Annotated in this window: 27 protein-coding genes, 1 tRNA gene and 1 other RNA gene; 13 read left to right on the top strand and 16 right to left on the bottom strand. The window is 45.8% G+C overall.

What is annotated here, in order from left to right; all coding sequences use genetic code 11:
* Positions 1 to 20: 20 nt before the first annotated feature.
* The 4 genes from gldA to E1919_RS05460 all read right to left on the bottom strand — a co-directional run bounded on the left by gldA (position 21) and on the right by E1919_RS05460 (position 3,618).
* Positions 21 to 932, bottom strand: coding sequence for a gliding motility-associated ABC transporter ATP-binding subunit GldA (gene gldA / locus E1919_RS05475; RefSeq protein ID WP_162052353.1), 912 nt, complete (start codon positions 930 to 932; stop codon positions 21 to 23).
* A 407-nt stretch (positions 933 to 1,339) separates the two neighbouring features.
* Positions 1,340 to 1,999, bottom strand: coding sequence for a phosphoribosylanthranilate isomerase (locus E1919_RS05470; RefSeq protein WP_162052352.1), 660 nt, complete (start codon positions 1,997 to 1,999; stop codon positions 1,340 to 1,342).
* A gap of 61 nt (positions 2,000 to 2,060) precedes the next feature.
* A complete protein-coding gene (locus tag E1919_RS05465; RefSeq protein ID WP_162052351.1) occupies positions 2,061 to 2,774 on the bottom strand; it encodes a hypothetical protein in 714 nt (237 codons plus the stop codon).
* Positions 2,775 to 2,910: 136 nt separating this feature from the next.
* Positions 2,911 to 3,618, bottom strand: a complete 708-nt coding sequence (locus E1919_RS05460; protein WP_162052350.1) for an SDR family oxidoreductase — start codon at positions 3,616 to 3,618, stop codon at positions 2,911 to 2,913.
* A 116-nt stretch (positions 3,619 to 3,734) separates the two neighbouring features.
* Here E1919_RS05460 and E1919_RS05455 point away from each other — a divergent pair, with 116 nt between their 5' ends.
* Complete coding sequence (locus E1919_RS05455; protein ID WP_394351748.1) at positions 3,735 to 4,463, top strand: MlaE family ABC transporter permease; 729 nt, start codon at positions 3,735 to 3,737, stop codon at positions 4,461 to 4,463.
* Positions 4,464 to 4,494: 31 nt separating this feature from the next.
* Positions 4,495 to 5,286 carry an ABC transporter ATP-binding protein gene (locus tag E1919_RS05450; RefSeq protein WP_162052348.1) on the top strand — a complete coding sequence of 264 codons (792 nt, stop codon included), beginning with the start codon at positions 4,495 to 4,497 and terminating at the stop codon, positions 5,284 to 5,286.
* Between the two features lie 79 nt (positions 5,287 to 5,365).
* Here the strand turns inward: E1919_RS05450 and E1919_RS05445 are convergent, their stop codons facing one another.
* The 4 genes from E1919_RS05445 to E1919_RS05430 form a co-directional block, all read right to left on the bottom strand.
* The gene (locus tag E1919_RS05445; RefSeq protein ID WP_162052347.1) at positions 5,366 to 6,670 is read right to left on the bottom strand and encodes a NupC/NupG family nucleoside CNT transporter; all 1,305 of its coding nucleotides are present in this window, start codon (positions 6,668 to 6,670) and stop codon (positions 5,366 to 5,368) included.
* Positions 6,671 to 6,773: 103 nt separating this feature from the next.
* Positions 6,774 to 7,382, bottom strand: coding sequence for a bifunctional nuclease family protein (locus E1919_RS05440; protein ID WP_162052346.1), 609 nt, complete (start codon positions 7,380 to 7,382; stop codon positions 6,774 to 6,776).
* Positions 7,383 to 7,395: 13 nt separating this feature from the next.
* Entirely contained in the window at positions 7,396 to 8,373 is a 978-nt protein-coding gene (locus tag E1919_RS05435) for an electron transfer flavoprotein subunit alpha/FixB family protein (protein WP_162052345.1), read from the bottom strand.
* A 3-nt stretch (positions 8,374 to 8,376) separates the two neighbouring features.
* Positions 8,377 to 9,117 carry an electron transfer flavoprotein subunit beta/FixA family protein gene (locus E1919_RS05430; protein WP_162052344.1) on the bottom strand — a complete coding sequence of 247 codons (741 nt, stop codon included), beginning with the start codon at positions 9,115 to 9,117 and terminating at the stop codon, positions 8,377 to 8,379.
* Between the two features lie 66 nt (positions 9,118 to 9,183).
* Here E1919_RS05430 and E1919_RS05425 point away from each other — a divergent pair, with 66 nt between their 5' ends.
* Positions 9,184 to 9,516, top strand: coding sequence for a tetratricopeptide repeat protein (locus E1919_RS05425; RefSeq protein WP_162052343.1), 333 nt, complete (start codon positions 9,184 to 9,186; stop codon positions 9,514 to 9,516).
* Positions 9,517 to 9,709: 193 nt separating this feature from the next.
* On the opposite strand, the gene E1919_RS05420 is transcribed toward E1919_RS05425, so the two are convergent.
* The gene (locus tag E1919_RS05420; protein ID WP_162052342.1) at positions 9,710 to 10,786 is read right to left on the bottom strand and encodes a cobalamin-dependent protein; all 1,077 of its coding nucleotides are present in this window, start codon (positions 10,784 to 10,786) and stop codon (positions 9,710 to 9,712) included.
* Positions 10,787 to 11,034: 248 nt separating this feature from the next.
* Between E1919_RS05420 and E1919_RS05415 the strand changes: the two genes are divergently transcribed.
* From E1919_RS05415 to E1919_RS05390, 6 genes are all read left to right on the top strand, one after another.
* Entirely contained in the window at positions 11,035 to 11,754 is a 720-nt protein-coding gene (locus E1919_RS05415; RefSeq protein ID WP_162052341.1) for an SDR family NAD(P)-dependent oxidoreductase, read from the top strand.
* Positions 11,755 to 11,798: 44 nt separating this feature from the next.
* Positions 11,799 to 13,100, top strand: a complete 1,302-nt coding sequence (locus tag E1919_RS05410; RefSeq protein WP_162052340.1) for a cryptochrome/photolyase family protein — start codon at positions 11,799 to 11,801, stop codon at positions 13,098 to 13,100.
* A gap of 26 nt (positions 13,101 to 13,126) precedes the next feature.
* Positions 13,127 to 14,029, top strand: a complete 903-nt coding sequence (locus E1919_RS05405; RefSeq protein WP_162052339.1) for a DUF2279 domain-containing protein — start codon at positions 13,127 to 13,129, stop codon at positions 14,027 to 14,029.
* 164 nt (positions 14,030 to 14,193) lie between these two features.
* Positions 14,194 to 15,144: a Smr/MutS family protein gene (locus tag E1919_RS05400; RefSeq protein WP_162052338.1), complete on the top strand. Its 951-nt coding sequence runs from the start codon at positions 14,194 to 14,196 to the stop codon at positions 15,142 to 15,144.
* Positions 15,145 to 15,555: 411 nt separating this feature from the next.
* Positions 15,556 to 15,936, top strand: an RNA gene (rnpB, locus tag E1919_RS05395) — RNase P RNA component class A.
* A gap of 217 nt (positions 15,937 to 16,153) precedes the next feature.
* The gene (locus E1919_RS05390; protein ID WP_237144030.1) at positions 16,154 to 17,149 is read left to right on the top strand and encodes a hypothetical protein; all 996 of its coding nucleotides are present in this window, start codon (positions 16,154 to 16,156) and stop codon (positions 17,147 to 17,149) included.
* Positions 17,150 to 17,226: 77 nt separating this feature from the next.
* On the opposite strand, the gene E1919_RS05385 is transcribed toward E1919_RS05390, so the two are convergent.
* The 3 genes from E1919_RS05385 to E1919_RS05375 all read right to left on the bottom strand — a co-directional run bounded on the left by E1919_RS05385 (position 17,227) and on the right by E1919_RS05375 (position 18,810).
* Entirely contained in the window at positions 17,227 to 17,937 is a 711-nt protein-coding gene (locus E1919_RS05385) for an SIMPL domain-containing protein (RefSeq protein ID WP_162052337.1), read from the bottom strand.
* Positions 17,938 to 18,107: 170 nt separating this feature from the next.
* Positions 18,108 to 18,458, bottom strand: coding sequence for a hypothetical protein (locus E1919_RS05380; protein WP_202915858.1), 351 nt, complete (start codon positions 18,456 to 18,458; stop codon positions 18,108 to 18,110).
* Positions 18,459 to 18,525: 67 nt separating this feature from the next.
* Positions 18,526 to 18,810 carry a hypothetical protein gene (locus E1919_RS05375; RefSeq protein WP_162052336.1) on the bottom strand — a complete coding sequence of 95 codons (285 nt, stop codon included), beginning with the start codon at positions 18,808 to 18,810 and terminating at the stop codon, positions 18,526 to 18,528.
* A gap of 204 nt (positions 18,811 to 19,014) precedes the next feature.
* Between E1919_RS05375 and E1919_RS05370 the strand changes: the two genes are divergently transcribed.
* Both E1919_RS05370 and E1919_RS05365 read left to right on the top strand, forming a co-directional pair.
* Positions 19,015 to 19,086: transfer RNA gene (locus E1919_RS05370), tRNA-Glu, on the top strand.
* Positions 19,087 to 19,938: 852 nt separating this feature from the next.
* Positions 19,939 to 20,469, top strand: a complete 531-nt coding sequence (locus tag E1919_RS05365; protein ID WP_162052335.1) for a hypothetical protein — start codon at positions 19,939 to 19,941, stop codon at positions 20,467 to 20,469.
* A 15-nt stretch (positions 20,470 to 20,484) separates the two neighbouring features.
* Here the strand turns inward: E1919_RS05365 and E1919_RS05360 are convergent, their stop codons facing one another.
* Positions 20,485 to 20,940 (bottom strand): hypothetical protein, encoded by a 456-nt coding sequence (locus E1919_RS05360; RefSeq protein WP_162052334.1) that lies wholly within the window; start codon positions 20,938 to 20,940, stop codon positions 20,485 to 20,487.
* 57 nt (positions 20,941 to 20,997) lie between these two features.
* The gene (locus E1919_RS05355) at positions 20,998 to 21,141 is read right to left on the bottom strand and encodes a hypothetical protein (RefSeq protein ID WP_162052333.1); all 144 of its coding nucleotides are present in this window, start codon (positions 21,139 to 21,141) and stop codon (positions 20,998 to 21,000) included.
* 777 nt (positions 21,142 to 21,918) lie between these two features.
* Between E1919_RS05355 and E1919_RS05350 the strand changes: the two genes are divergently transcribed.
* Together E1919_RS05350 and E1919_RS05345 are read left to right on the top strand one after the other, a co-directional pair.
* On the top strand, positions 21,919 to 22,629 hold the full coding sequence (locus E1919_RS05350; RefSeq protein ID WP_162052332.1) for a hypothetical protein: 711 nt from the start codon (positions 21,919 to 21,921) through the stop codon (positions 22,627 to 22,629).
* 953 nt (positions 22,630 to 23,582) lie between these two features.
* Positions 23,583 to 23,978 carry a GtrA family protein gene (locus E1919_RS05345; protein WP_162052331.1) on the top strand — a complete coding sequence of 132 codons (396 nt, stop codon included), beginning with the start codon at positions 23,583 to 23,585 and terminating at the stop codon, positions 23,976 to 23,978.
* Positions 23,979 to 23,983: 5 nt separating this feature from the next.
* Here E1919_RS05345 and E1919_RS05340 read toward each other — a convergent pair whose 3' ends face one another.
* Together E1919_RS05340 and E1919_RS05335 are read right to left on the bottom strand one after the other, a co-directional pair.
* Complete coding sequence (locus E1919_RS05340) at positions 23,984 to 24,160, bottom strand: hypothetical protein (RefSeq protein WP_162052330.1); 177 nt, start codon at positions 24,158 to 24,160, stop codon at positions 23,984 to 23,986.
* A complete protein-coding gene (locus E1919_RS05335) occupies positions 24,160 to 25,845 on the bottom strand; it encodes a glycosyltransferase family protein (RefSeq protein WP_162052329.1) in 1,686 nt (561 codons plus the stop codon). Before E1919_RS05335 ends, E1919_RS05340 begins: the two co-directional genes overlap by 1 nt.
* Positions 25,846 to 25,867 lie beyond the last annotated feature (22 nt).

Raw genomic sequence — 25,867 nt, 5'->3', positions numbered from 1 at the left:
TCATAATTTCTAATTCATCATTATCTAGTGAGTTGTTGAAATATTTTTTCGAGGGAATTTTCTTCCTGCCGCAGCCCCACCAGCGGCCAGTTGCGTTCTGCTGCTATCCGGAAAACGTTAGAACGGATGTCAGCATCCCTATGGGAAGTTACACGGTAGACATGGCCATCGGCAGGCGCTACACGCAGCACACCCGGTATAGTTTGCAGCACTTCCACCTCTACCGCTTGCTCAAACTCCACCAGCGTCACCTTTTCAGTGCTCTGATCTGCCTGCAGGCTTGCCACATCACTGTCTGCTACCAGTTTGCCCCTGTTAATGATGACGACACGGTCGCAGATGGCAGCTACCTCCTGCATGATATGGGTTGAGAAAATAACCGTTTTGTTTTGGCCGATGCGTTTGATAAGGGAACGGATCTCTACAATCTGGTTCGGATCGAGGCCGGTTGTAGGTTCATCCAGGATCAGTACCTGCGGGTCGTGTACCAGTGCCTGTGCCAGCCCTACTCTTTGACGGTAACCTTTGGAAAGCGCTCCTATTTTCTTGCCTTGCTCTACTTCAAGTCCGCACAACGCTACCATTTCCTGTACCCGTGCTTTTGCAAACTTGCCCTTCAAGCCATATACAGAGGCAACAAATGCAAGGTATTCGTGCACATACATATCCAGGTAGAGGGGGTTGTGCTCGGGCAGGTAGCCAACGATGCGTCGCACTGCCATGGGGTTCTGCACCACATCATGGCCATTCACGAGAATGGTACCCGCACTGGGTGGCAGGTAACAGGTGGCAATCTTCATGGTTGTGGACTTACCGGCACCGTTCGGCCCCAGGAAACCCAGAATCTGCCCCTGCTCTACTGTGAAAGATATATCATCCACGGCATGCTGCGCCCCGTAGATTTTAAAAAGATGCTTTACTTCAACAGACAAGATATATGGATCTAATTATGAATCAGTTAAACTTAATACATGTTACTATCACAAAGAAAGAAATTTAGAGCTTATGCATCATACGCGTCTGCAAATCCAGTCCCCCTCCATATAATTAGAAGGAATCCGGATAGAAAGCGGCAAGAGTTGACAGTCTAATTTCACTTTCTCTGAACCCTGCGTATTCACTCATCAAGTTAATCCTGAACCGCAAAGCTACAAAAGACGGGCCATTTTACACTTAAGTAGTGAATTTACCTTTTGGCATCAGTCGCCGAAGGTCAATGTTTAGGTGTTAGTCATTTGGATGCATAGGTCCAGCGCATGAAGAATAGTAAAGGCTATGTCTTTAGGCTATATCATATTAGGGCTTGAAGATGCAGCCGCACTATCTTACAAGATTACATTCAAGCCTTCTCGATGGCTTGAAAAAACTTCTCCAGCTTGTATGGGTCCAGTTGACCATTGGTACGCACGCCACTGCAAAGGTCTATACCGAATGGCCGCACCACCTCCAGAGCCTCTCTTACATTAGCTGCATTGAGTCCGCCTGCCAGAAAAACAGGTTTGCTAACGCTTTCACAGATTCTCCGGCTGATTACCCAATCATGAATACGGCCAGTACCGCCTAACTCCTTCACTTCCAGGTTAGGATTTCCTGAGTCTAAAAGTATGGCATCTACCTGCTCCGCCACACGCTGTGCCTCCTTCACCGATGTTTCTCCCTGCACATGCACTACCTGTACCAACTTGATGCCTGATACAGCCTCCCTCACCTGCTGGTAGGCTTCTATAGGCAAGGCATCCACAAATTGTATAGTGTTCGCCTGAGTACGCTGGTGGTGCTCTAAAATACTTTTAATATCAGTACAGGAAGTGAGCAGGAAGGTAGCTACGGGCGGAGGTACAGTCATCACGATTGCTTTGATCAAGGCATCTGGGATTACACCTGGTCCGCTGGGCATTTCACCGACCAGGCCCAGAGCATCCGCACCGGCAGATATAGCCAACTGCGCCTCCTGCACATTACTGATGCAGCATATTTTTATGCGGGGCTTTAGGCGCATGACCGTAGCTTAATTATCAGTTTGATCAGATAAATATGTTCATTGTAAATTAGAAGCTGGATTAAAGCCTGTATAGCAGGCCTAGGCGAAAAACTCTGGCATACACTTCCGGATTACTCCCATCATAGCCCCTTAAGTAATTAGTTATTCCGTGGGCATAGCTAGCACTAAGGCCAACGTGACGGCAATAAGCCGTTACACCCACACGTGCTCTTATATCTGTTTCAGGGTCACTCCTTTCAAAGTTGGCAGTATAAACAGCCCCATCGGCTGCTGTAGCCTCTCCCTTTACCCCACTCTTCAACCCAATGCCTAACTCTGGCCCTACATTAAAATCCAGATCCACAGCGCCTGCCTTTACACGGTATCCGAAGTATGGATACAGATTAATAAAGTCATTCCGCAGGATAGTCTTCCCCGAGGCTTCCCTATATTCAATAAAGCTGGAATAGACAGGCCCATAAACATAAACACCGTCAATATGTACTCTGTTGCGCAACACCTCTGCTCCAGCCTGTGCACCTAATAGAAAATTAGCACGCGTAACCCTTTGTACCTGAACAGACATGCCATACGAAGACGCAAATCTGCTGCCGTATGGGTTGAGTGTAAAAAATCTGTTGGCCCCTAAGCTATGCATTGTTGTTGTACTTGCTGCTGACTCACCACCAAACTTAGCCAAACCGGAATTTAACTGGCCTGCAACTTCTACTTTCTGACCATAAGCAGCGGTAGCGCAGATTAAACAAACAAAAAGCGATTTTACAGCCTTCATATAAAGCATTAATAACTAAACATCAGACATTTACAAACAATATATAAAGTTGTACCTGAAATATATTTACCTATTATTTTATACTGTTATCACTGCCGGGGCCATCTATTTTAAAACTTGGCACAGCTGCTGTATATTATAAATCACCTAGTTGCGGCCTGATAAGTAACTCTTCTACCACGCTATTCTCTGATAAGGTATAGGCATTGAACATGGCCATCGCAACATCCTCTGGCTTAATGAAACGCTCTGGTGGCAGGTCAACACCTTCCCAACTGGCTGTAAGTGTAGCCCCCGGAAGTATTGCCGTTACCCGTACGTTGTGTTCTTTTAGTTCCTCGCGCAGCACCTGGCTCATCCCGTACATGGCAAACTTAGAAATGCAGTAGGACCCACCATTAATGTAAGGAGTGATACTGGCTGTAGAGCAAAGATTAAAGATGTGCCCGGAGCGGCGCTTTATCATGTCCGGCACAATACCTTTGGTCATATAGTAAGCACTGTACAGGTTCGTCTGTATCATAAACGGCAGCGCCTCATCGTCTTCCTCCGTAATCTTGCCGGGTATAAATAAACCGCTGTTATTCACCAGCACATCCACTTCCACGTTCAGTTTTTTTACAAAGTCCAGAAAAGACCGAAGAGATTTGCTGTCACTCAGGTCGGCTTCTTTAAATAATACTTTTGAAAAAGTATAATTCTGCTCAATCTCCAACTTCAACTTTTGCAGGTCCTTTTCGTTTCGGGAACAGGTAATGATATGAAAGCCTTCTTTGGCAAACTGCTCTATAACGGCTCTGCCAATCCCTTTTGTACCGCCTGTAACCAAAATGTATCGTTGCATAGATATGTATTGTTTAGTATGTTTTTCAATTTTATACGTAATATAGGTATTTAACAGTATTTTTACTTAAGATCATCCTCAACAGATTGATTTAACCAGCTTCCAAACCCTCTATGCTGCAGCACTTCGGAAAATATTTACTCTTTATGTCCACCCTCTTCTCCCGCGGAGAGTCGCCCCGTATACTATTTAACAGGACAATGGATGAGGCTATTATTATTGGCATCAACTCTATATTTATTGTTGCCATCGTATCTACGTTCATTGGGGCTGTAACCAGCGTGCAAATATCCTATAACCTGGATAATGCTTTCATACCTCGTTCCACTATTGGTTTCATGGTACGAGAGATGACTCTCCTTGAACTGGCTCCTACCATAACTTCTATTGTGTTAGCCGGCAAAGTAGGCTCTAGTATAGCAGGTGGCTTGGGAACTATGCAGATCACAGAGCAGGTAGACGCACTTGAGGTAATGGGTATCAACTCTACCTCATACCTCGTGTTGCCAAAGGTGATTGCCTCCATACTGGTTTTCCCGATGCTGGTTATACTCGCCATGTTTTTATCTATAGGTGGTGGCTTCATTGCGGGTACTCTTACAGGTGAAATTTCTCAGCAGGAGTATATTTCAGGTATTAGGAGCGACTTTATTCCTTACAACGTGGTGTTCGCGCTTATAAAGTCGGTGGTGTTTGCCTTTCTTATCTCCTCTATCTCCTCTTTTAAAGGTTATTATACCTCGGGGGGTGCCTTAGAAGTGGGGCAGGCAAGTACAGGAGCCGTTACAAACAGTGTTATTGCCATATTGGTAGCCGATTTTGTGCTGGCAAACCTCCTGCTCTAAGTGAAAAGCGGAGAATTTATTTTTTTAGATTATGATAGAAGTACACAACATACATAAATCTTTTGACGGTGTAAAAGTACTGGACGGCATCAGCGGTGTGTTTGAAACCGGTAAAACAAACCTTCTTCTGGGGGCTAGCGGAACAGGTAAGAGTGTGCTGCTGAAGTGCATTGTTGGTTTGATAAAGCCTGATATTGGCAGCGTTACCTTCGATGGTACCTACTTCACCAACAACAAACTGGGCATTAAGCAGGAGATTCGCCGTAAGATAGGCATGCTCTTCCAAAGCTCTGCCCTTTTCGATTCCATGACAGTGGAGAAGAATATTGAGTTTCCGCTGAAGATGCTCGGAGATATGGAAAAGGACGAACGTATCGACCGCGTGAATACGGTGTTAAAGCGCGTGGGGCTGGAAGGCGCAAATAAGAAAATGCCATCAGAACTGAGTGGGGGTATGAAAAAGAGAGTAGGTATAGCCCGGGCCATAGCGCCTCACTGTACTTACCTTTTCTGCGATGAACCCAACTCTGGCCTTGACCCTTTAACAGCTTTAAAAATAGACGAGCTAATAAAAGAAATCACTGAGGAATACGGCATCACGACCATCATCGTAACGCATGACATGAACTCTGTAATTGAAATTGGGGATAAAATCTTCTTTCTCTTTAAGGGCAAAAAGCTTTGGGAAGGCACCCGCGATGCGATCATGGATACAGATGTGAAGGAGCTGAACGAGTTTATCTTCTCTAACCGCCTGATGCGCGATGCTAAAAAAATAGAGGACGAAGAGGAACAGCAGGAAGTAAATGGCAACAACCGCTAAGGGTACAAGAAACGCAGATTTATAAAAACAAAAGGGCTCCTACCGTAACAGTGGGAGCCCTTTTTAGGATTAGATTATTTTATATGCCGTAAAGCATGCCCGACACGGTTGCTGTCATCATACAGGCTAAGGAGGCTCCCAGCAAAGCGAGAAAACCTAATTTAGACAAATTGCCCTGCTGGCTCGGCGCCATGCTTCCTATGCCACCAATCTGAATAGCGATAGAGCTGAAGTTGGAGAAGCCGCAGAGCGCGTAAGTAGACATGACAATGGCCTTTGGTGATAAAGTACCGGCAGCCTTCATTTCAGCCAGGTCCAGATAAGCCACAAACTCATTGATGGCCGTCTTCTGCCCAAGCAAGCTCCCTACCTGCAGTGTATCAGCCCAGGGAACCCCCATGATAAAGGCGAAGATCCTGAAAATCTGCCCTAGGATATACTGGAGCGAAAAGCCTTGAAAACTGCCATTTGTACTGGCCACTACCCATTCATTCAGCCCTGTCCAGTCACCAAGCATATCAGTTAGCAGGTAATTAACCAGCGCAATAACGGCTATAAAAGCCAGCAACATACCTCCCACGTTTGCTGCCAGTCTTAGACCGTCAGCGGCTCCACGGGAGAGTGCATCCACGAGGTTTACACCTAACTGCTCTTCGTTTACCTCCAACTTAGTAGTAATCTTTTCCGGCTCAGTCTCTGGCACCAGGATTTTAGCCAGTACAATACCAGCCGGAGCATTCATAATAGATGCTGTGAGAAGGTGCGCCGCAAAAATAGCCTTTTGTGCAGGATCATCGCCTCCTAAAAAAGCGACATAGGCCGCCAGTACGCCACCCGCAAGGGTAGCCATACCACCTGTCATCAGGCACATCAGCTCAGAGCGCGTCATTACGCTGATAAAGGGTCGAACAAGCAACGGCGCCTCGGTCTGTCCTAAAAAGATATTTCCTGCAGCAGACAAGCTCTCAGCCCCAGAAAGACGCATGCCTTTAGACATTACCCAGGCAATTCCCCATACTATCTTCTGTAAAATACCGAGGTAATACAACCCGGAGGAGACAGTGGAGAAAAAGATAATGGTCGGCAGCACGTTGAAGGCGAAGATATAACCTAAACCGCCATTTTCTGCAGGGTTGGCAAGGTTGCCGAACAGGAACTCGGCACCAGCCTGGGAGAAGTCAAGAAAAGTAACAAAACCGCGGCTAACAACTGCAAACCCATCCGCCACCAAGGGCACCTGTGTAACCAATACTCCAAATAAAACCTGAAGGAAAACTCCAAAGCCTACCAGCTTCCAATCAATGCTTCTTTTATTTTTTGAGAACAGGAACGCAATGGCTAATAAGAGAGCTAATCCAATAACTCCTCTAAAAATGTCGTACATGCTGAGGGCCAAAATTTGCCAAAAGTAAACCTTATAACTCATAAAACAAAAAGTCCCGGACCGTGCAGGTCCAGGACTTTCGTCTAAGTTTATCGTGTATAAATCAGTTTCGCTTATTCAATTCGTCGCGTATCTTAGCGGCCCGTTCATAATCCTCCTTCTCCAGGGCCTCGTTCAACAACTTATTCAATTCATCAACAGACGTTTGGTTAAGGGGCTCTTTAGAACTGGAACTGGATGATGTAGAAGACGCGGTGCTTTTCACTGTCATCTCATCGTTTTCATCCTCGTCTTCCTCCAGATCGCTCAAAATGATACCTGCCTCCGACAGCACACTCTCTACCGTATATATCGGCACTCCAAAGCGTAGCCCGATGGCAATGGCATCCGAAGGCCGTGAATCCAGTTCGAACTCCTTTGTACCATCGGTGCACATAATCTTGGAGTAAAAAACCCCCTCCTTCAAATCAGATATCAGGATTTCTGTGATGGTGACATCCATCTGCTCGGCAAAGGTTTTGAACAGGTCGTGCGTGAGCGGGCGGTTTGGGTTTATCTTCTCAATCTGAATAGCGATAGACTGCGCCTCAAACATACCTATAATGATGGGCAACCTCCTGTTTCCCTCTTTTTCCCCAAGTACAAGTGCAAATGAGCCCGTCTGTGACTGGCTTGATGAGAGACCGAGTATCTCTAACTGAATTTTCTCCACAGTTTCTTTTATTCTATTTATCTAAAGCCTTGGCGGCTTCTATTAATTTCGGAACAACCTCAAATGCGTCGCCTACTATGCCGTAATCTGCGGCTTTAAAGAAGGGCGCTTCAGGATCCTTATTAATAACGACAATTACTTTAGAAGAGTTAACCCCTGCCAGGTGTTGTATAGCACCAGAAATACCGATGGCTATATAAAGGTTAGGACTCACCGTGATACCGGTCTGGCCCACGTGCTCGTGGTGCGGTCTCCAGTCCATATCAGACACAGGCTTGGAACAGGCAGTGGCAGCACCCAGTTCTTTTGCCAAATCCTCAATAAGGTGCCAGTTCTCAGGGCCTTTCATGCCGCGGCCACCAGACACAACCAGCTCAGCCTCCGGTAGCAATACGCCGCCACCGGTATCCTGCATCACCGTCTCCTTTGCTTTAACAGCAAAATCAGCGTCTGATAAATCAGCAGATAAGTTTTCTACTGTAGCGGTGTCGCCTCCGGAAGTTATTTCAATGGAGTTCTTTTTGATGGCGATTATTTTCAGGTCGGCAGTTAAGGCCACATCGGCAAAAGCCTTCCCTGAGAACACGCCGCGTGTAACGGTGAAGTTACCGCCATCCGTCTGAGGCAGGTTGGTTACATTGGTTGCAAGCGAACCGTTCAGGCGCACAGCCAGACGGGCACCTATGGCAGCTCCAATGTTGGAGTTAGAGAACACCAATACTTTGGCATCTTCCTGTTCTACTGCCTTTGAAATCACTTTTACATAAGCATCCGCCACAAACTGGTTCAGGCGCTCGTCTCCGTCGTACAACACTTTTTCAATTCCCTGCTCGCCAAGGCGGGTAAGGGCATCTTGCTTTACATCACCAATAGCAACGGCAGTGGCAGTAGTACTCAGTTGCTGTGCCACCTGGCTACCATAGGATGCAGCCTCCAGAGAGGACTTTTTGATCTCTCCGTTAAGACCTTCTACAAATACTAATACAGACATATCTTATAGTACTTTAGCTTCGTTTCTCAATAATTTTATTAACTCTCCAGCATTCTCAGGGTCAATCATTTTCACCCCGCCTTTTTTCTCAGGCTTGCTGTAGTTTACGTAGTCCACTTTCGTGTCGGCGCCCGATGGCTCCACTACTTTGAGAGGCTTGGTGCGTGCCGTCATGATGCCGCGCATGTTCGGGATACGGGGCTCAGACATAGGCTGTTGTGCACTGGCTATAAAGGGTAAGTTTACCTCTACCACCTCTTTACCTCCTTCTATCTCACGCTCCAATCGGGCTGTGGTGTCATCCACCATGTCCAGTTTAAAGGCCGGTACCACTGCGGGTATACCTAATAGCTCCCCCACCATGTTATGCACCTGAGAGCCGTTGAAGTCAATAGACTCCTTCCCCATCAGGATAACGTCATAGCTATTCTCTTTTGCTACGGCTGCAATCTGCTGCGCAACAAAAAAAGAATCTTTCGGGTAGGCATTTACACGTATAGCATCATCTGCGCCAATGGCGAGGGCTTTGCGAATGTTAGGCTCTGTATCGGCCTCTCCTACGTTTAATACGGTTACAGTGCCACCTTTTGCTTCTTTCAGCTCAATGGCTCTTGTCAGCGCATACTCATCCCAGGGATTTATCACATACTGCACGCCGGCCTTGTCAAACTCCTTGTTGTCAGCTGTAAAATTAATTTTGGATGTAGTATCCGGTACGTTACTAATGCAAACTAATATTTTCATGGTTAGAAATGTTAGCTTTTTAAATTTAGATTTGTGCGAAGTTAATTAAAATATAGTCAATCCGAAATGAACGAAAGCAGACTGGAGCAGCTCTTCAAGTTTCTTGAAGACGAACCAAACGACCCTTTTACATTGTATGCCATTGCTACTGAGTACCGCCAGGCTGATAAGGAAAAATCGCTTTCTTACTATGAGCGTCTACTGGCAGAACATGAGAACTACGTCGGCACCTATTACCACGCTGCTAAGCTATACGAGGAGTTAGGGCAGAACGATGTAGCAGAACAGACTTACAAAAAAGGTATGAAGATTAGCCGTCAAGAGGGCAACCTTCATGCTTTCTCTGAACTGCAGCAGGCATACAACAAAATGATGGGCCTTGATTATGAGGATGATTAATCAGCTATTCTTCTTCCCCACCTCCCGTTTAATCAAATATAGTATGCATGCAGCATAATTCCAAATCTATACTTTAGAACTGATATAAGGCAAAAAAGTTGCTGATTTCCTTAAATGAAGGAAAATGAGCTATGGATATTCGCTTTTGTATAACAGGCAGCAAAGAATTGAATAACGTGCAACAACAGGGTGTCTAAGCTACCCCGGAATTTCCTAATACGAGCTTATTAGCCTGTTCTAAAGCGTCTGATGCGTCATTTGCATAGCCGTCTGCCCCTATCTCTTTCCAGAGTTTTGGTGCAATGTTAAAAGGATGGCCTCCTACCATTACCTTTATATGCTGTAGTTCAGCATCAGCCTTCATAGCCGTGATGACCTCAGTTATGGCGTGTAAGTGATACGTCATGGTGGCAGACAAGAGTAACAGGTCAGGCTTTTGCTGGTGCAGCGTTTTAATGATGCTGCTTTTAGGTGTATTTGCTCCCAGAAAATAGGTATGCCAGCCTTCCATCTCCAGAAAGTCTGACACCATCCGGATACCGATTTCATGCATGTCGCCGGAAACGCAGGCGGCCACTACCTTATGGCCATTTTTCTCAGCATCGACAATTTTAAAGTAAAGCTGCGACATAATGAGTTGCGTGGCTGCTGAACAGTAATGCTCCTGGGCTACGGTAAGCTTATCCTGCTGCCATAAACGTCCTATCTCATACTGCACTGGCTGGAACACATGCATGTAGATAGTTTTCACATCGGTGCCCGCATCCACTTCTGCCAGAATAAGTTTGCTTGCCGCACCACGGTTTCCTTCCAACAGAAAGTTCATATATTGAATGGCCAGGCTGCTTAACGGTGCATCCTCTTCCAGGTATGAAGACTGCCGTGCCACCTTTTTTTCCAGTTGCAGCAAAGCACTATTCATGTATTTAGCGGCAATAACATAATTTTCTATTGGCAGGCGCTGCGCCAGAATTTCTTTCACGCAATTCAGGTTAACAGCCAGGTCATTGGCTGGTACGTTTCGTGCTGCCAATCTTTCCTGCACCCAGCTTATATAATTTTCAAACAAAGCCTGGCTGGAGGCAAGTATTGCTTCAGACAGGTGAGCCAGGTGGTCGTGCACACCCTGCAGGCACGCAGTGCGGCCTGCTTGACCGTATCGTGCTTCAAGCTCCGGTCTCTGCTTGAAGAATAAATCTGTAGCAGCCGTGGCTATGTCCAGTTCCTCATTAGATATTTTCTCCGCCGTCTGCTTCTTCACCATTCTCATCCAATCGTTGTATCCTTAACCACGCGTACTATTTCCATAATATTTTAACTTGTTGCACCTCTTTGATGCCTGTAGCATATCATGCATGCTAGGAGGCTTTCTGACTTCTTTTACTAATGTGCCTGAGGATACAATTCTGTAGCTACGAGTAAAGTATTTTATAGGGTTATAAATATATTAAGATAACAATTGCGCCATCGGCGGGTTTAAATTGGACAAACATTTTTTTCAAGGAAAATCAGCATGACATGGCATTCAATAATAAAAACATCCTGGTGATTGGAGGAACCTCCGGAATTGGTCTGGAAACAGCCCGCCAATTGAAAGAAAAAGGGGCAAATGTGGTAACAGCGTCCCGAAAGAGTTTTGAAGGAGCTGAAAGTGCAGGCCTGCAGCACATCGAATTGAATGTCATGGAATTCGACAGCAGTTTCATAGAACAGCTCCCGGAATCTCTGCATGGTTTGGTTTACTGCCCTGGCACTATAAAGCTGAAGCCTTTTGAGCGCCTGCAAATAGCTGATTTCAGAAATGACTTTGAGCTGAATGTGCTGGGAGCCGTACAAGTGCTTAAGGCGGTTATACCCTTACTTAAGAAAGCAGAGGGAGCCAGTGTTGTGTTTTTCAGCACTGTGGCAGCGCAACTTGGCATGCCTTACCATGCTTCCATCGCCACCGCGAAGGCAGCGATAGAAGGACTTACCGTTGCGCTGGCTGCAGAGTATGCCTCCGCACAAATCCGCTATAATGCGGTGGCTCCTTCACTTACAGATACTCCGCTCGCCTCGTCTTTGCTTAGCACATCTGAAAAGAAAGAAGCAGCCGGAAAGCGCCACCCGCTAGGAAGAGTAGGCCAGCCGCAGGATATGGCACAAGCCGCTATTTTTCTTTTATCAGATGATTCAGCTTGGATGACTGGCCAGGTGCTGCACGTAGATGGCGGTATGAGCTCCGTAAAACTTATTTAACATGATTTGTCAACCACTTTTCTAACCGTCATACTATCTATCTGATGCTGCTCTTCTGGTTCCGCCGCGACCTTCGCCTGCACGATAATGCAGGCTTGTACCATGCTCTTGAAACCGAAAAACAAGTACTACCCATCTTTATCTTTGATACCGGAATTCTAGATAATCTAAGCAACCGCCATGATGCCCGGGTAGATTTTATATATCAGTCCATCAAAAACATGAAGGAGCAGCTGGAGAAACAGGGCAGCACCCTGCTTGTACGGTATGGCAAACCCATAGAAGTGATAAAAGAATTGCTGCAGGAGTATGAGGTGGATGGTATCTATACAAACCGTGATTACGAGCCTTACGCCCGGGAGCGAGATGAGGAGGTAGAGGCGCTATTAATAGAAAATGGACAGGATTTTAAGCTTTGCAAGGATTCTGTAATTTTTGAGCGCAGCGAAATACTGTCTTTGAGTGGTACGCCTTATAAAGTATATACCCCCTATAAAAACGCCTGGAAGAAAGCCTTCAGGGAAAATATGGTAGCGCCTTTTCCTTCTGAGCAACATCTAGATAAGCTCCTGCCCCACCACAAATCCCCCCTGCCAACGCTACAGCAAGTAGGCTTTAAACCTGCTGACATCCCCACACCAGACCCCAACATGGCAGAGAAGGTACTGCGCCGTTATGAGGAGACACGCAACGTGCCTGCCCTCGATGCCACAACCAGGCTAAGTCCGCACCTGCGGTTTGGAACGGTAAGTACCCGTGAAGCCGTGCGGCTGGCGCTACAACACTCTGATACCTGGCTACAGGAACTTATCTGGCGGGAATTCTTTATGCAGCTGCTCTTTCACTTCCCGGCTTCTTCCCAGGAAAGTTTCGCTCCTAAATTCAGGCACATTGCCTGGCGCAACAACGAAGAAGAATTTAAACGTTGGTGCGAAGGCAAAACAGGATACCCCTTGGTAGATGCTGGTATGCGTGAGCTCAACAGCAGCGGCTTTATGCATAACCGGGTTCGGATGGTGGTGGCTAGCTTCCTGGTGAAAGACTTGCTCATAGACTGGCGCTGGGGAGAAGCCTATTTTGCAGAAAAGCTCCTGGACTATGAGCAGGCAAGCAATGTGGGCAACTGGCAATGGGCAGCGGGCACAGGCGCTGATGCCCAGCCCTACTTCCGCATCTTTAATCCAGACAACCAGGTGAAAAAATTTGATAAGGCCCACACCTATATAAGGCGCTGGGTGACTGAATTTGGAACTCCTGCTTATCCCGAACCCATGGTAGACCACAATATGGCCCGCGATAGAGCCATTGCGGCTTATAAAAAGGCTATTGCTTTGGCCGCAGGGTAAAGAATCAATTCTGTATCTTTGAGCTAATGCTCCGGAAACCACTGATTGCGCTCCTACTCCCCCTGCTCCTGCTGAGCAGGCAAAATATAGCTGTAGCCCAGGTAAAATCAGATACCACCACCGTCAACACCTCCCGGCTGTTAGCCATGGGCGGCATCTTTACCGCAGGCTACGCCACCATGTTAGTATCGCTAAACAACTCCTGGTATTCAGGAGAGCGAACGAGTTTCCACTTTTTTAACGATAACAACCAATGGAAACAGGTAGACAAGGCGGGGCATTTCTGGGGTGCTTTCCACGAAAGCCGGGCGGGCATAGACATGCTGCGCTGGGCAGGAGTGCCAGAGAAAAAAGCCATTCTGCTGGGAGGACTTACAGGCATCATCCTGCAAACCCCCATCGAAATTTTCGATGGCTATCAACCTGAGTATGGGGCTTCTGTTGGGGATATGATTGCCAACACAACAGGTGCTGCCGCTGTAGTGGCACAGGAACTGGCCTGGGGCGAAGTACGTATCATGCCTAAATATTCCTTTCACACAACCCAGTTTGCTGCTGTACGCCCCAATGTGCTGGGAAGCAGCCTGGCGGAGCAGGCCCTGAAAGACTATAACGGGCAAACCTACTGGCTTTCTGTGAATGTGGGCGCATTTATGAAGCGGGAAACAAGATACCCGAAGTGGCTGAACATAGCCGTCGGTTACGGTGCCGAGGAAATACTGTATAACCCGGAAAGCGCCAACAGTGCCAGTGGCTTTAGTGCACACCGGCAGTACTACATAAGTCCAGACCTGAACCTGATGCACTTCAAAGGCCGAAGCAAGTTCCTGAATACCGCTATGTACGTGCTCAGCATTATCAAAATACCTGCTCCTGCCCTGGAATACAACCGAAAGAACGGTTTCAGGATGCACGCGCTGTACTTCTGATATTGTGTTTATACCCTATCCGGAGCACAGGCTTAGCCCTCTTTATCAGGACTCGCTACCCGACACTTTAGAATTCCGTACCTTTGTTTACATATAATTCATCTGCTTCCGCAGTACATCTGTGCGCTGCTATGAATGAACAACGATAAACGAACAACGAGAACATGAACGTAGGAGACCGCGTGCGGTTGATGTCTGGCCGTGAGGAAGGCATTATTACCCGCATATTAGATAATAACATCGTAGAAGTCGCCATCGACAATGACTTCACTATACCTGTTGCCCGGCGGGAGGTGGTGGTGATTGCAAAGGAGGAGGCAACTTATTTGAAAAATGACCCGGAGATAAAACCTGTTGCCAAAAGAGAAACTTCAGCACCTGTTCTGGCGGCCCAAGGAATTTACCTGGCCCTGGTGCACCAGTCTGAAGAACTGTTGGCTGTTACCATCATCAACAACTCAGACCATGATGTGCTGTTTACCTCAGGCGAAGAACGTGAGAATAAATACCGCGGCCTCCAGAATGATAAACTGGCACCGAAAACAACCCGTGTCATCACCCACTATCACCTGAAGGACTTTGAGAAATGGCCCAGCCTGCTGGTGCAGTTCATACAACACCGCAACGGTAGCCCCACCGTGTATGAGCCTGTCACAAAAAAGGTGCAGTTCAGAGCCAGTTCTTTTTATAAGAGCAAAAAAACCGCGCCTGTGCTCAACAAAGAAGCTTACCTGTTCCAGCTCGACCAAAAGCCTGTTGCCGTCGACACTGATAAAATAGCAGAGCAATTGATAGACGCAACGGCTAAACATGAAACTTTTAAGCTGCAGGCACCAGACCATGAAATTGATCTGCATATTGAGAAGCTGGTAGAGGACCACAGCGGCATGAGTAACAGCGCTATGCTGAAGCTACAACTGGAGTACTTCCAGGATAGTCTGGACAGGGCCTTAGCCGCAAACATGCACGAAATTGTATTTATACATGGTGCCGGCAACGGAGTGCTTCGTAAGGAACTTCAGAAAGTACTCAGCCGCACACCCGGCATCAAATTTTTCGAAGACGCCCGAAAAGAGAAATTTGGCTACGGCGCCACTTTGGTAAAGCTGAAATAAGCATTTTGAGTTAGAGAGTTAGAGAGTTAGAGAGTTAGAGAGTTAGAGAGTTAGAGAGTTAGAGAGTTAGAGAGTTAGAGAGTTAGAGAGTTAGAGAGTTAGAGGTGTACTGCTCTTGCCAAACGAGGGGTTACAAAAAATCCTTAACTGGCGCGGGAATTTTTCCCGTGACGTAAAGAATAAATGCGAACTCTTGACTCGCTACTTAGGCCTTTGAGCATCTTTTATACTTCAGAGATATATAATTCAAACATTAAAAATTAAAAAGTTATAAAACGCTTCTAAATTACCTAATGCGGAAAATAATTTTTTCAACTTTCTAACTTTCTAACTCCTCAACTTTCTAACTCTACAAGAGCCTCCGGTTCGGAATTACTGTTACCTTTGCAGTACAGGTAATACAAAAACATAACAGCAAGCCGTCTTATCGCTGCCCTTTCGGGGGGAGAGGAAAGTCCGGGCAACGCAGAGCATCCTACTTCCTAACGGGAAGGGTTCCGGGTAACCGGGATACAGCCAGTGCCACAGAAAATAACCGCCAGCAGCAATGCTGGTAAGGGTGAAAAGGTGCGGTAAGAGCGCACCAGCGGCTGGGTGACCAGTCCGGCTGGGTAAACCTTAGGAGTTGAAAGACCAAATAGGCTGACAGTGCCACGCTTCGGCGGGGCTAAGGGCTGCTCGTCCGATGTCAGTGGGTAGGTCGATGGAGCCTGTGCGCGAGTGCAGGCCTAGATAAATGATAAGATCCCGATTCATCGGGAACAGAACCCGGCTTACAGGCTTGCTGTTTTTTTGTACCCTTTCTTTCCCCTCTCTCCTCACATAAATATACTACAAGTAAATCAACGGCTATTGGGCCTGAGAGATACACCTTCTCCCGCATATTAACTTCTCTACTGCACCCAAACCTATTTAACATATTATACCCACTAATACCGTAGTGCCCGTACTTATATTCGGAACTCGATGCTCCTGTTGCTATCTTTGTGGCTTGAACAGAAACAACCTCATGATTGACCTGACATTATACGACCCGTTCGAGAAAATGCAGTTTACAAACAAAAACTGCTTCCTCTGCGGCACCATTATCACGCCTCAGCACCGCGCACCTGTCTTCGCTGAATGGCTTCAACACAAATACGGTCTAAGAAACAAAGAACTTTTACTGCTGGATAAAAGCGTCACAACCTTTCATGAACTCACCATCCCCTGCTGCGACCGCTGCCACACACATTACCTGTTGCCGCTGGAAGCAAAAGTAGAAGAGGCAGCAGCAAAGGGTATAGCAGGCTTGAAAGCACTGGGAGCACAGGAGCTTTTCCAGTGGATTGGCAAAATGTATTATGGCACCCTTGTCACAGAACTCATTAAAGAAACAAATCCGCTGATTATGCCGCAATATGCGGTAAGCGAAAACCCACTGATGCTGGGAAAATTCAGGGCTTTCTTCCAGGTACTGCAATCGTTGCGGGTTCCCATGGCGTTTTCGGATTTCCTGCCTTGTTCGTTGTTTCTCTTAGAAATAGATCCGGCTGAAGACGAGCTTCCATTTGAATACCAGGATGAACTCACCACCATGTCTTTCAGCATTAAGCTAGGAACAGTCGCTGTAGTCTGCACCCTTTTAGACAATGGCATCATACGCTCCGCTATGGGCAAATTATACCAGCTCACGCAGGGAAAGGCTATACACCCCATTCAGCTGGCTGAATTTAAAGCACGCGTATTTTATGCCGCCTATATATTTAATGTAGTGCCGGAGTATTTTGTGCGCCCGGTTAAGCCGGAGGATGATCACCTTGTGCTGGATACATTGATTGATGATATAACAAATGAAATCTTCAACCCCTGGGAAATGCCTGCTTACGCCCATATGCTGGAAGAGATGCTGAAGCCCTGGAATATCCGGGAACAGGAAATCCTAAAGAACCCAGGACAGCCGCTGAGCTTCCTGCTAGATGAAAAAAACAACTTTAAGAAAATGAATACCTATCAGAAGCTTTAATCCTGATGATATAAACAGAAGAGGCGGCTGCAAAGTTTGCAGCCGCCTCTTCTGTTTGGGCAAAAGTACATTTTCTTTTACTCTATTATAAAGCTGACGTCTACATTAGCCGTTACCACTACCTCACCGCCTGCAATGGAAGGCCCACCGGCGCCATCATAAGCAGCTGATTCCATCATAACGGACTTATACATTGGTCTGGGGCCACCGCCATTTCCTCCTTCATTGATAGCATAGACACGACCTATTTTCGCATTTAACTCAGCCGTGAGGGCGCTGGCTTTCTGTTTCGCATCGGCTACGGCTTTTTTCCGGGCTTCGGCCTTATACTTTTCAAGGTCTGTCACCTGAAAATTGACACCATGTACATGATTAACTCCAACATTGTATATTCCCGATAGTATCTCATCAAACCTGTTCAGTTTTTTAATAGTAACATTCATGTTTTTCTGCGCTAAATAAAAGTCTGGTGTTGTTCTGCCATACTCCCCGCCGGTATGCATGGGTTGAAGCGTTACATAGGACGTTTGGATATCCTTCGCCTCCACTCCCTGCTTTTTCAGGTAATTGATAATAGCTGCTGCCTTTTTATCTGTTTCAGAACGGGCGGCTTCAAGAGTTTTTTCCCGTGTCTCCACGCCTAGGTTCACCACCACCTCGGTAGGCTGCACCCGCACCTCCCCCACACCAGATACACTAACGAGTGGCGGCAATGGCTGTTGCTGCGCCTGCGCCTGCAGTATTGTCAATACAAAAAGCAGCAGGACTATCAGATTTATCTTTTTCATTTCTTTCTGTTTAAGTTCTAATGATAACGGAAATATAGATGGTAACTATATAGAAGCAGTTAAATCAAATCATGTGCCAGTTTAACAAAGAGGTATATACTGAAAAGATAAAGCCCCTGTCACGATAAGTGCCAGGGGCTTTATAAAATGCAACGAATGTCTAATATTGCCTAATCCATATCATCACCGATAGGGCCGAACTTAGTTAAGAGTACAGCACCAACTGTTAAAGCACCTGCGGCCACAATTAACTGTGTAGTTGTAAACCTACGGGATGCTTTCATAATAATTTGCCCAAGATCCTGCATCAATTCAGGTAACTTTTCAGTTCTGCCCTGGAACACATGTAATGCCGATTCCACAGTTTTAGACATGTCATGCGGTTGCAGGAGCGTTAATACGCTTTCCTCTTGCTTTCCCTGCTTCTTATTGCTGTTGTCCTTATTGCCAGAATTGTTACTTGAGTTATTTCCACTGTTAGAGTTGTTGCTATTCTGGTTTTTTGAATTGTTGTCTTCCATAGTTTCTTTGTCTGTTTCTAAAAATCAAAAATTTATATTTTTATATACGTGGTGTGGTTGCAAAAAGCTACACCGTGTTCTGCTTCGGCCTGCCGCCGTGTTGTACTACTGTCTCCGTCAGGCGGCTTGAGAGCGTATCAATGTTCAGCATCATACTGGCCGGAAAGCCTATGCTTAGATCATTCAGATCCAACTCTTCCGTTTCGGGGTTGTAGTTGTATTTACCGGACACTCCTTTTTCTTTAAAGCTTCCGTTGTTTTCGCTCAGGTCAATGCCATAGGCCTGTAGCTTGCTTCTAAATTGATCAAAGGCATCTGGTTTTAGCCCTTCATAATGTAAATTCTTCGCCATTTTTTTTGCTATACGTCATGGTTTATAAAAGAATGCTTGTTTTAACGGATCGTAAACATATTGGTTAATATAAAGCGCGCAATCTTCAGCATAAATTTTTCAACCTGATTATCAATCAAATCCATAACCACAGTGCAATTATTCTCCTCAATCTTTTGCGCATTATAAATCTGCCCGTATCTTTGCACCGCAATACAGCAACAAGGCCCGTTCGTCTAGGGGTTAGGACGCTAGATTTTCATTCTAGTAACAGGGGTTCGATTCCCCTACGGGCTACACTAAACGCCTCCAGAGCAAACTGGAGGCGTTTTTTTATAATCTTCGGACACTATTCGGACACTAAAACCGCCACCTGTAGATTTAACACCTCTCGATTTGGCCAAATATTATTTCTTTAGGGGGGTAAAGCTTCTGTTATTTGCCTTATTCTCTTTGGTGTACCCTACTTTTAGCCTTTGGGTGAATCTATCAGTTAGCCTATGAACACACTGTTCATGATATCATGAACGGTCTCAGCTACTCATCTCTTAAAACAAATCATTAGGTTGAATTTTGAGACGGCAAAATGAGACGCATTACAGGCTGCAGGGGCAGGTACTGCTGCAGGTTCCACGATCCCACCATTCCCACGTTTTATGGGAAGCGAAACAGGTTGACCTGTCTTGGAAGCGCCGCGGAGAATCGGTTCATCCTCATAAGTAATACCTTTATTCTAATCCAACTTCTGGTATGTTGGTAAAGCCTTCAAGGGCGGCTATAGAGAGTTGTAAGCTTTGGTTGCCTACTAAGCTAAGGCTAGATTTGAAGCTGCCATGTGTTAAAAAAACACTGGCAGTAATGCCTGTTTAAATTTATATTTCGTATAGATATAGTTTAATAGTAGGTTCTAAAATAAAGCCGGAAAGGGTACCGCTACTGCTTTGTCTACTTATGGTTTCTTTGCTTGTTTTTGCCCAGCAGGATGCACCTAAGCCGGGCTTGAAAACTTTTTGTAAGGTGGGTTAACGACTCACATTGGAAAACTTCAGATAAACAGCAACTTAAAGCCGCTGCTTAGGTGAGAAAATTTTAATGCACCTTTTTATAGGCACTTAAAAATTATTGTTTTATAGCATATAAATAAAGATTATGAAGAATAAACTGCGATTATTACTTATTGGTTTGATGATTTGCTCATTGTCTTATGGACAAACTGAATCCTCTAAAGCTTCCCGTAATAATGCTTACCTGGAACTTTTAGGCAATGGCGGTTTATACTCAGTTAATTATGAACGAATAGTTGTTGAAAACTTTGCACTACGCCTTGGCTTTGCGGCTTTTAAGGCAGGAACCTTATTTGGAGAAGGTAATAACTCTATTATAACTGTACCTGTTTTGGGAAATTTTTTATTTGGAAAGAAAAAAAGTAAGTTCGAACTGGGAGCTGGCTTCTTATTCGGTCGCAAAAAATTTACATCCTCCCTTAACTTGGATGATAATACAAATTCTTCCATAATTGATCTTACAGGTGCAATAGGCTACCGTTACCAACCTTCCACAGCAGGATTTATGTTTCGAGTGGGACTAACTCCTTTTTATGCTTTGAAGGGAGGGAGCGATGCATATCCAAGCAGTGGTTTATTTCTTTCTGGGGGCTTAAGCATTGGCTATAGCTTTTGAAGGGAACGAAAGGCCTTACTTCTTTGAGTAGTCAATGGTAGTCACCGCATGATCCGCTGTCTTCATGCCGTTATCAAAGTACGGTGCATTGTCTTTCTCAGCGCTCCATCTCATGGAAGTGCCGGATATGGCTGTTATCTCAAATTCCGCTGAGGAACTTCCATTTACCAGAGTGATGTAGTCTTTCCCCCCTCTCTTGGAGATAGTATAGGTGCCGAGCATACCGCTGCCTCCTGAGGCATAGGTAGTAGTAACCTTTGCGCCATCGAAATTGAGCACGGTTTCAGTTTGGTGTGTCTCTTCATGCACTACCTGACCAGATGCATCATAATACCTGGACTCCTCTTTTGTAGTAACCCATGTACCCTTTATCTGCTCGCTTACTGTTAACGGTGCCGGGTCCCCTTCATCATCTTTGCAGGAGGTGAGCACCAGGAAGAACAGGACAGGGAATAGCAATAGCTTTTTCATGAGGATGGTCTTGTTTTATTTAATGTTACAGAATTACTACACAAAACTCAAATCTCATTAGGAGAAAAGCCGGGACCACCACCCGCGCGGTTTCTTTTCTTCAGTTACGGGAGTTTCTTCCGGTTCCGGTGCTTCTGGTGTGTTGCTCCTTTCCATCAGCGCCTGCTTCAGCGTAAGGCTGTCGCGCATGTAATCGCTCATAAATAGGGTGTCCTCGGACAGCGCTTAGTACCTTAGGATAGCGTTCTCTATTATTCTGAAATTCCTCCTGCAGCTTGGAGAACTGCCATAGCGACACACAGGCGAACACAGCATAGAATAATGCTATAAAGGCATTCTGACGGAGCCTTTGCTGGTAGGCCGTGAGCTGGTCGTAGGGTTCATGGCTTTAACTTAAAATTTGCATGTGTAAAATATGCAAAAAATCACCTAAAAGCCATCAGCGAGCCAACAGGAATAGGCTACTGGCCCAGATAAATACTACCGATACAGAAGGTGGAAGCGGCTCGTTGAAGAACTACCGTACCTATTGGGCAAGGAAGCGTGAGGCGCAGTATAGGCCTCCTACTTGCTACATTAGCACCACTGCCAATCCCTGTCCCTTAACAGCTTTTATGATAAGCAAAAGCATTCTTCAAGCTCCTGCTTACTGAACACAACCTGCTTTATAAAACAAGAATGGCTCCTCACAATGAGAAGCCATTCTTGTTTGTAGCATATGAGCTTTGTTATTTTCTATAGGCCTAAAGAGCTTTGTTCAAGGTTGTCGGAAACAGGGAGATAAACCTTTAGATCTTGCAAACCCTCTCTTGAACTGCCGCCAATGAATTTACCTCATTTAAGTGTTTTAGCACGGAGGCAGGAGACCATCCATTAGCCAATTTTATCGTATGAAGACAGGTAATTAAAGGCATGTCAGAGGCCCTGATGTCAGCTGCTGCCCCAGGGTAGGTTAACAAAAAGTGGAGGGACTATTATATGAAACACGCCTACCCTGCATTTCATTTGGCAGCTGCCTTGCTGCTCTTAGTAAGCTGTTCCAAAAATGAAGCGCTTTTCATTTCTAAAGGTGCCGATCCCTATGGTTTTTACAAGGAAGCCCGGAAGGCGGAGGAGATGCCAACTCATGCTGCTGCGCTCCCTTTAAAATCTGTACAGGAAAAAGCCTTTGAAGCCCATACTCTACCCCCAGAAGCTAATGCCAGCACAACAGCAAACTTATCGGAATCATCTACTCCAGAGCCAGTGCAGCTTGTTGGTTTTGTTTACAAGCCTGCTTTAACTCCAGGCAAAGTGGCGGACAGGCTGGCCAAAAGACCAGAAGGAAGTAGCAGACTGCAGACAACACTGCGACAGGGAGTACAGGCTACGCCTGAGGGTGAAACAGATAAAAGTAAAAAGGCTGGAGTTGGTCTGATGCTTAGCCTGCTGGCAGCTGCTTTTATCCTCGTTGGAATAGCGATATCCTCCCCCGTTCCTTTCCTGCTGGCGGCGTTAGCAGCTGTCTTCGGCATGATAGCGAGTATAGTAGCGCTCTTAGAAATTAAAAAAAATCCTGGCAAGCTTGCTGGGAGAAGAAGAGCACGTGCTGGGTTGATAATTAGTTCCATAGTGCTGGGTGTTTCCGCAATGCTGGCTGTGTTTCTTATGGTCTTAGCTGGGGTCATGGCTTGGGGGGAGGGGCTTTAGTGGTGGGCAGCAGTTCCTTCCATGGCGAATGGACACGCATGCCTGGGAATTGCATGTACTGACTGGTAGACAAAGCGCTTCTGTACAAGTGAGAGGCGCAACGGCTTTGTCGGGTCACATCCCTGCCGCGCCCTGGCCACATTCTGCAAGCGGCAGGCGCCGCGGAAAGGACCCTCTTTGCGGGTGGAGGAGGTGCTTCGGCAAAGCGCTAAGAAGCAGGTAAATCTATCCTCTCTTTTCGGCTAGCTCATAACATCTTTTATAATAAAAAGGCAATCTGTTGCTATTGTAGAAGAGGTTTTTTATTGCCCCTCTCCCATCTGTAGATACTTATCCACAGCCTCAAAATCTTTGTGGAAAAAGTTCGATAATTCGATACTGAGGTCTACCCGAAAGGCCCTCAGCTGCTGCTGAGGGCCTTTTTTCAATTGCTTCGCACACTATTCGGACACTAAACCCGCCACCTGTCAATTTAATACCTCTCGAATTAGCCAAATATAATTTCTTTGGAGGAGGTAAAGCTTCTGTTGTTTGACTTACTCTCTTTGGTGCCCTGCCCTACTAGTTGTCTTTAGGTAAATCTATCGGTTGGCTTTTGACACACTGTTCATGATATCATGAACGGTCTCAGCTACTCATCTCTTAAAACAAATCATTAGTTCGATTTGTGAGCCGGCAAAATGAGATGTAATACAAGCTGCAGGGGGAAGTACCTCTGCAGGTTCCATGATCCCACCATTCCCACGTTTTATAGGAAAAGTTTAACAACCTATATCAAGACAAGACACAGAGGCCTTTCGTCGACAAACAAAGGCTGAGTGGGGAATGATTATACTGTAGCAGCAGGTGTGGCTGAGGAAAGTTGGTGGCCTGCCGGAAGTCTGCTATTATTGCAGCTTGTGTTGTAGTGCGCCTTACTATTAGGCCTGTAATGAAGTGCAACACCAGGGTTGATGACCGAAAGTATACAAAACCTCTTTTTTAAGTTCATCAAGTTCGGAGTAGTGGGCCTTACGGGCCTGATGCTGGATTTTGGTATCACTTATGTTGCCAAAGAGCGGTTGTGGTGGAACAAGTATGTGGCCAACAGCCTGGGCTTCCTGGTTGCCAGTATCAGTAACTATTACCTCAACCGCATCTGGACGTTCCACAGCAATGACCCGGAGATAGGGTGGCAGTTCTCTAAATTCCTGCTTGTGGCCTTGATAGGATTGTTGCTCAACAACTTTATCGTATACCTGCTGACGGATCGAGCCAAACTCAACTTCTACATCGCTAAGTTTGGCGCCATCGTGATTGTTTTCCTTTGGAATTTCTCGATTAATTATTTCTATACCTTCACAAGGTAAGTCTGCTACGGCAGTATCTGGTAAATCTGCACATGCTCGTCTTGGTGCACACGCGGGTTAAGCAGGGGCAGCAACTGGTCGTAGCGTGATGGCATAATGGTGTGCTCCAGCTTCAGATTCGGCAGTAAGCCGTGGAGCCGTGCCATGCGTTCTTCCAGGTGCAGTACACGCTTCTGAGGCATCAGTTCACCGGCACGATTTTATAAATGTAGGACTTTCTATTCTTGTGCACTCTAGGGTTGAAGAAATGTTGTACCTGATCCATTGCAGAGGGCGCTATCTCCTGTATCTTAACAAGTTTTTTATTAGTAAAAATACTAATCAGTTCTCGTTTCCTTTCCTCTAGATGGTCGGACTTTTTAAAAATCACATAATTAGGAATTTTCCCGTTCTGTTCAATTTCTGATTTTAGAGTATTTACTGTCTTAGTGTTCGGTTTTCTGTAGATAACCTTTATTTCCTCCTTATTCAACCCATGCGCTTTATTTAAACTTCTAACTTCATCATCATTTAAACCGGCAATTCCACCTAGGTAATACTCAGGTACAGGTTTGATGTTAGAAGAGCTTTCAATGACAAGAGCTTCCAGATCGCTTTTGGTAGACAAGTAAGAGAGTGGTGCTATTCGGTCTTTTTTTGAGTAAGACAAAGAAAGCGCAATGGCTGTAAGTATGTTTACACACCAGAAAAACATCCAGATACCTTTTAGTAGCCGTCTATGCTTAGGCCAATAGGAGGACCTCACTAGAAATTCATTCCAACAAATTATCCCCAGTGAAATAAAGAAAGGGAAAAACGGAAGGATGAACCTTTCCTGCTTATTTGGGAAGATCGAATGAATGACAAAAAACAGAGTGGCCGCCAACCACATCTCATTGGAAACTTTCCAACTCTTTATATAGCCGTAGAGTAAGAGCAGGCTTATTGGAGGCACAGTGAATCCCATTACTGTAAGAAAAAACCTGTACACGGGGCCCGTTGAAAAATCATAGGCATGGCTCGTGTTAAACACGAAATAACTAACTATGGATTGAAACGGATATTCCCAGAAAAACCAGTCGATTACCCCTGTGACGCTGAAGGCGACTGTCAAAAATCCAGCACTAAACACTACTGCCTGCAGAAACTGCTTTCTATACAACATGATTATCCCCACACCGCCAGCAAAAATCACAACATGTAAACGGAAGGTGAAGGCCAGTCCTATAAGCCCCCCTGCTATCAACCAGTCCATATTGGAGACCTCTTTTTTAACTATCCGGTAAAAAGCGGCTAATAAAGGTGGCATACAGACCATCTCCACCAAATTCTGAACACTTAAAAAAGGCATAAACCAAAGTGTCGCCAACATAAGCCCGACTAGGGTGGCATTAGCGGTATTAGAAAGCCGCTCGGTTATTTTAAAACCGTAGTAGACAATCAGAACAGAATAAAAGGCGTGAACAAGCCTCACCGCTAGCATTTTGCTTTGCGGGTCTGTAATACCTATAGCTTCTGATATGTAAAGAAAAGCTGCATTGATGCCTGCATAGAACATGCTGTGGTTTGGGGGGACAGGGTCAGCAATCCAGTTAGGGATTCCGTCCAGCCAGTTTTGTGCGACTCTTATTACATCAAAATGCTCGTCATGAAAGGCATACCCTTTTGAGAATACCGCCGCTAGGACTCGGAGAGTTACGGCAATGAGCAACACCGATTTTAAGGGATCTCCATTCCAGGTTTTGCGCCACAACGGGACTAGGGCAAAAAGAAGACCCCTCTCTTTTCGCAACCGGTTTTTGTGGGATGCGAGGGAACTGCTGACTGTCTGCACTGTGTACGGAAGCGCTTTGGCCGCACCTCGCTCAAACTTTAGGCTATCTGCCATTGTGACTGGGTTATCTGTTACT

Origin of the sequence: Pontibacter pamirensis (genome assembly GCF_010015475.1) — a bacterium.
GTDB classification, from domain to species: domain Bacteria; phylum Bacteroidota; class Bacteroidia; order Cytophagales; family Hymenobacteraceae; genus Pontibacter; species Pontibacter pamirensis.
This window is presented reverse-complemented; position numbering and strand designations above follow the sequence as displayed.

What these genes read in the sequence shown, in the direction of transcription:
- E1919_RS05470 (WP_162052352.1), bottom strand. Translation starts at nt 1,999, where the DNA reads ATGCGCCTAAAGCCCCGCATAAAAATATGCTGCATCAGTAATGTGCAG.
- E1919_RS05465 (WP_162052351.1), bottom strand. Translation starts at nt 2,774, where the DNA reads ATGAAGGCTGTAAAATCGCTTTTTGTTTGTTTAATCTGCGCTACCGCT.
- E1919_RS05460 (WP_162052350.1), bottom strand. Translation starts at nt 3,618, where the DNA reads ATGCAACGATACATTTTGGTTACAGGCGGTACAAAAGGGATTGGCAGA.
- E1919_RS05450 (WP_162052348.1), top strand. Translation starts at nt 4,495, where the DNA reads ATGATAGAAGTACACAACATACATAAATCTTTTGACGGTGTAAAAGTA.
- E1919_RS05445 (WP_162052347.1), bottom strand. Translation starts at nt 6,670, where the DNA reads ATGTACGACATTTTTAGAGGAGTTATTGGATTAGCTCTCTTATTAGCC.
- E1919_RS05435 (WP_162052345.1), bottom strand. Translation starts at nt 8,373, where the DNA reads ATGTCTGTATTAGTATTTGTAGAAGGTCTTAACGGAGAGATCAAAAAG.
- E1919_RS05430 (WP_162052344.1), bottom strand. Translation starts at nt 9,117, where the DNA reads ATGAAAATATTAGTTTGCATTAGTAACGTACCGGATACTACATCCAAA.
- E1919_RS05425 (WP_162052343.1), top strand. Translation starts at nt 9,184, where the DNA reads ATGAACGAAAGCAGACTGGAGCAGCTCTTCAAGTTTCTTGAAGACGAA.
- E1919_RS05420 (WP_162052342.1), bottom strand. Translation starts at nt 10,786, where the DNA reads ATGAGAATGGTGAAGAAGCAGACGGCGGAGAAAATATCTAATGAGGAA.
- E1919_RS05415 (WP_162052341.1), top strand. Translation starts at nt 11,035, where the DNA reads ATGGCATTCAATAATAAAAACATCCTGGTGATTGGAGGAACCTCCGGA.
- E1919_RS05410 (WP_162052340.1), top strand. Translation starts at nt 11,799, where the DNA reads ATGCTGCTCTTCTGGTTCCGCCGCGACCTTCGCCTGCACGATAATGCA.
- E1919_RS05405 (WP_162052339.1), top strand. Translation starts at nt 13,127, where the DNA reads ATGCTCCGGAAACCACTGATTGCGCTCCTACTCCCCCTGCTCCTGCTG.
- E1919_RS05400 (WP_162052338.1), top strand. Translation starts at nt 14,194, where the DNA reads ATGAACGTAGGAGACCGCGTGCGGTTGATGTCTGGCCGTGAGGAAGGC.
- E1919_RS05390 (WP_237144030.1), top strand. Translation starts at nt 16,154, where the DNA reads ATGATTGACCTGACATTATACGACCCGTTCGAGAAAATGCAGTTTACA.
- E1919_RS05385 (WP_162052337.1), bottom strand. Translation starts at nt 17,937, where the DNA reads ATGAAAAAGATAAATCTGATAGTCCTGCTGCTTTTTGTATTGACAATA.
- E1919_RS05380 (WP_202915858.1), bottom strand. Translation starts at nt 18,458, where the DNA reads ATGGAAGACAACAATTCAAAAAACCAGAATAGCAACAACTCTAACAGT.
- E1919_RS05375 (WP_162052336.1), bottom strand. Translation starts at nt 18,810, where the DNA reads ATGGCGAAGAATTTACATTATGAAGGGCTAAAACCAGATGCCTTTGAT.
- E1919_RS05365 (WP_162052335.1), top strand. Translation starts at nt 19,939, where the DNA reads ATGAAGAATAAACTGCGATTATTACTTATTGGTTTGATGATTTGCTCA.
- E1919_RS05360 (WP_162052334.1), bottom strand. Translation starts at nt 20,940, where the DNA reads ATGAAAAAGCTATTGCTATTCCCTGTCCTGTTCTTCCTGGTGCTCACC.
- E1919_RS05355 (WP_162052333.1), bottom strand. Translation starts at nt 21,141, where the DNA reads ATGAGCGATTACATGCGCGACAGCCTTACGCTGAAGCAGGCGCTGATG.
- E1919_RS05350 (WP_162052332.1), top strand. Translation starts at nt 21,919, where the DNA reads ATGAAACACGCCTACCCTGCATTTCATTTGGCAGCTGCCTTGCTGCTC.
- E1919_RS05345 (WP_162052331.1), top strand. Translation starts at nt 23,583, where the DNA reads ATGACCGAAAGTATACAAAACCTCTTTTTTAAGTTCATCAAGTTCGGA.
- E1919_RS05340 (WP_162052330.1), bottom strand. Translation starts at nt 24,160, where the DNA reads ATGCCTCAGAAGCGTGTACTGCACCTGGAAGAACGCATGGCACGGCTC.
- E1919_RS05335 (WP_162052329.1), bottom strand. Translation starts at nt 25,845, where the DNA reads ATGGCAGATAGCCTAAAGTTTGAGCGAGGTGCGGCCAAAGCGCTTCCG.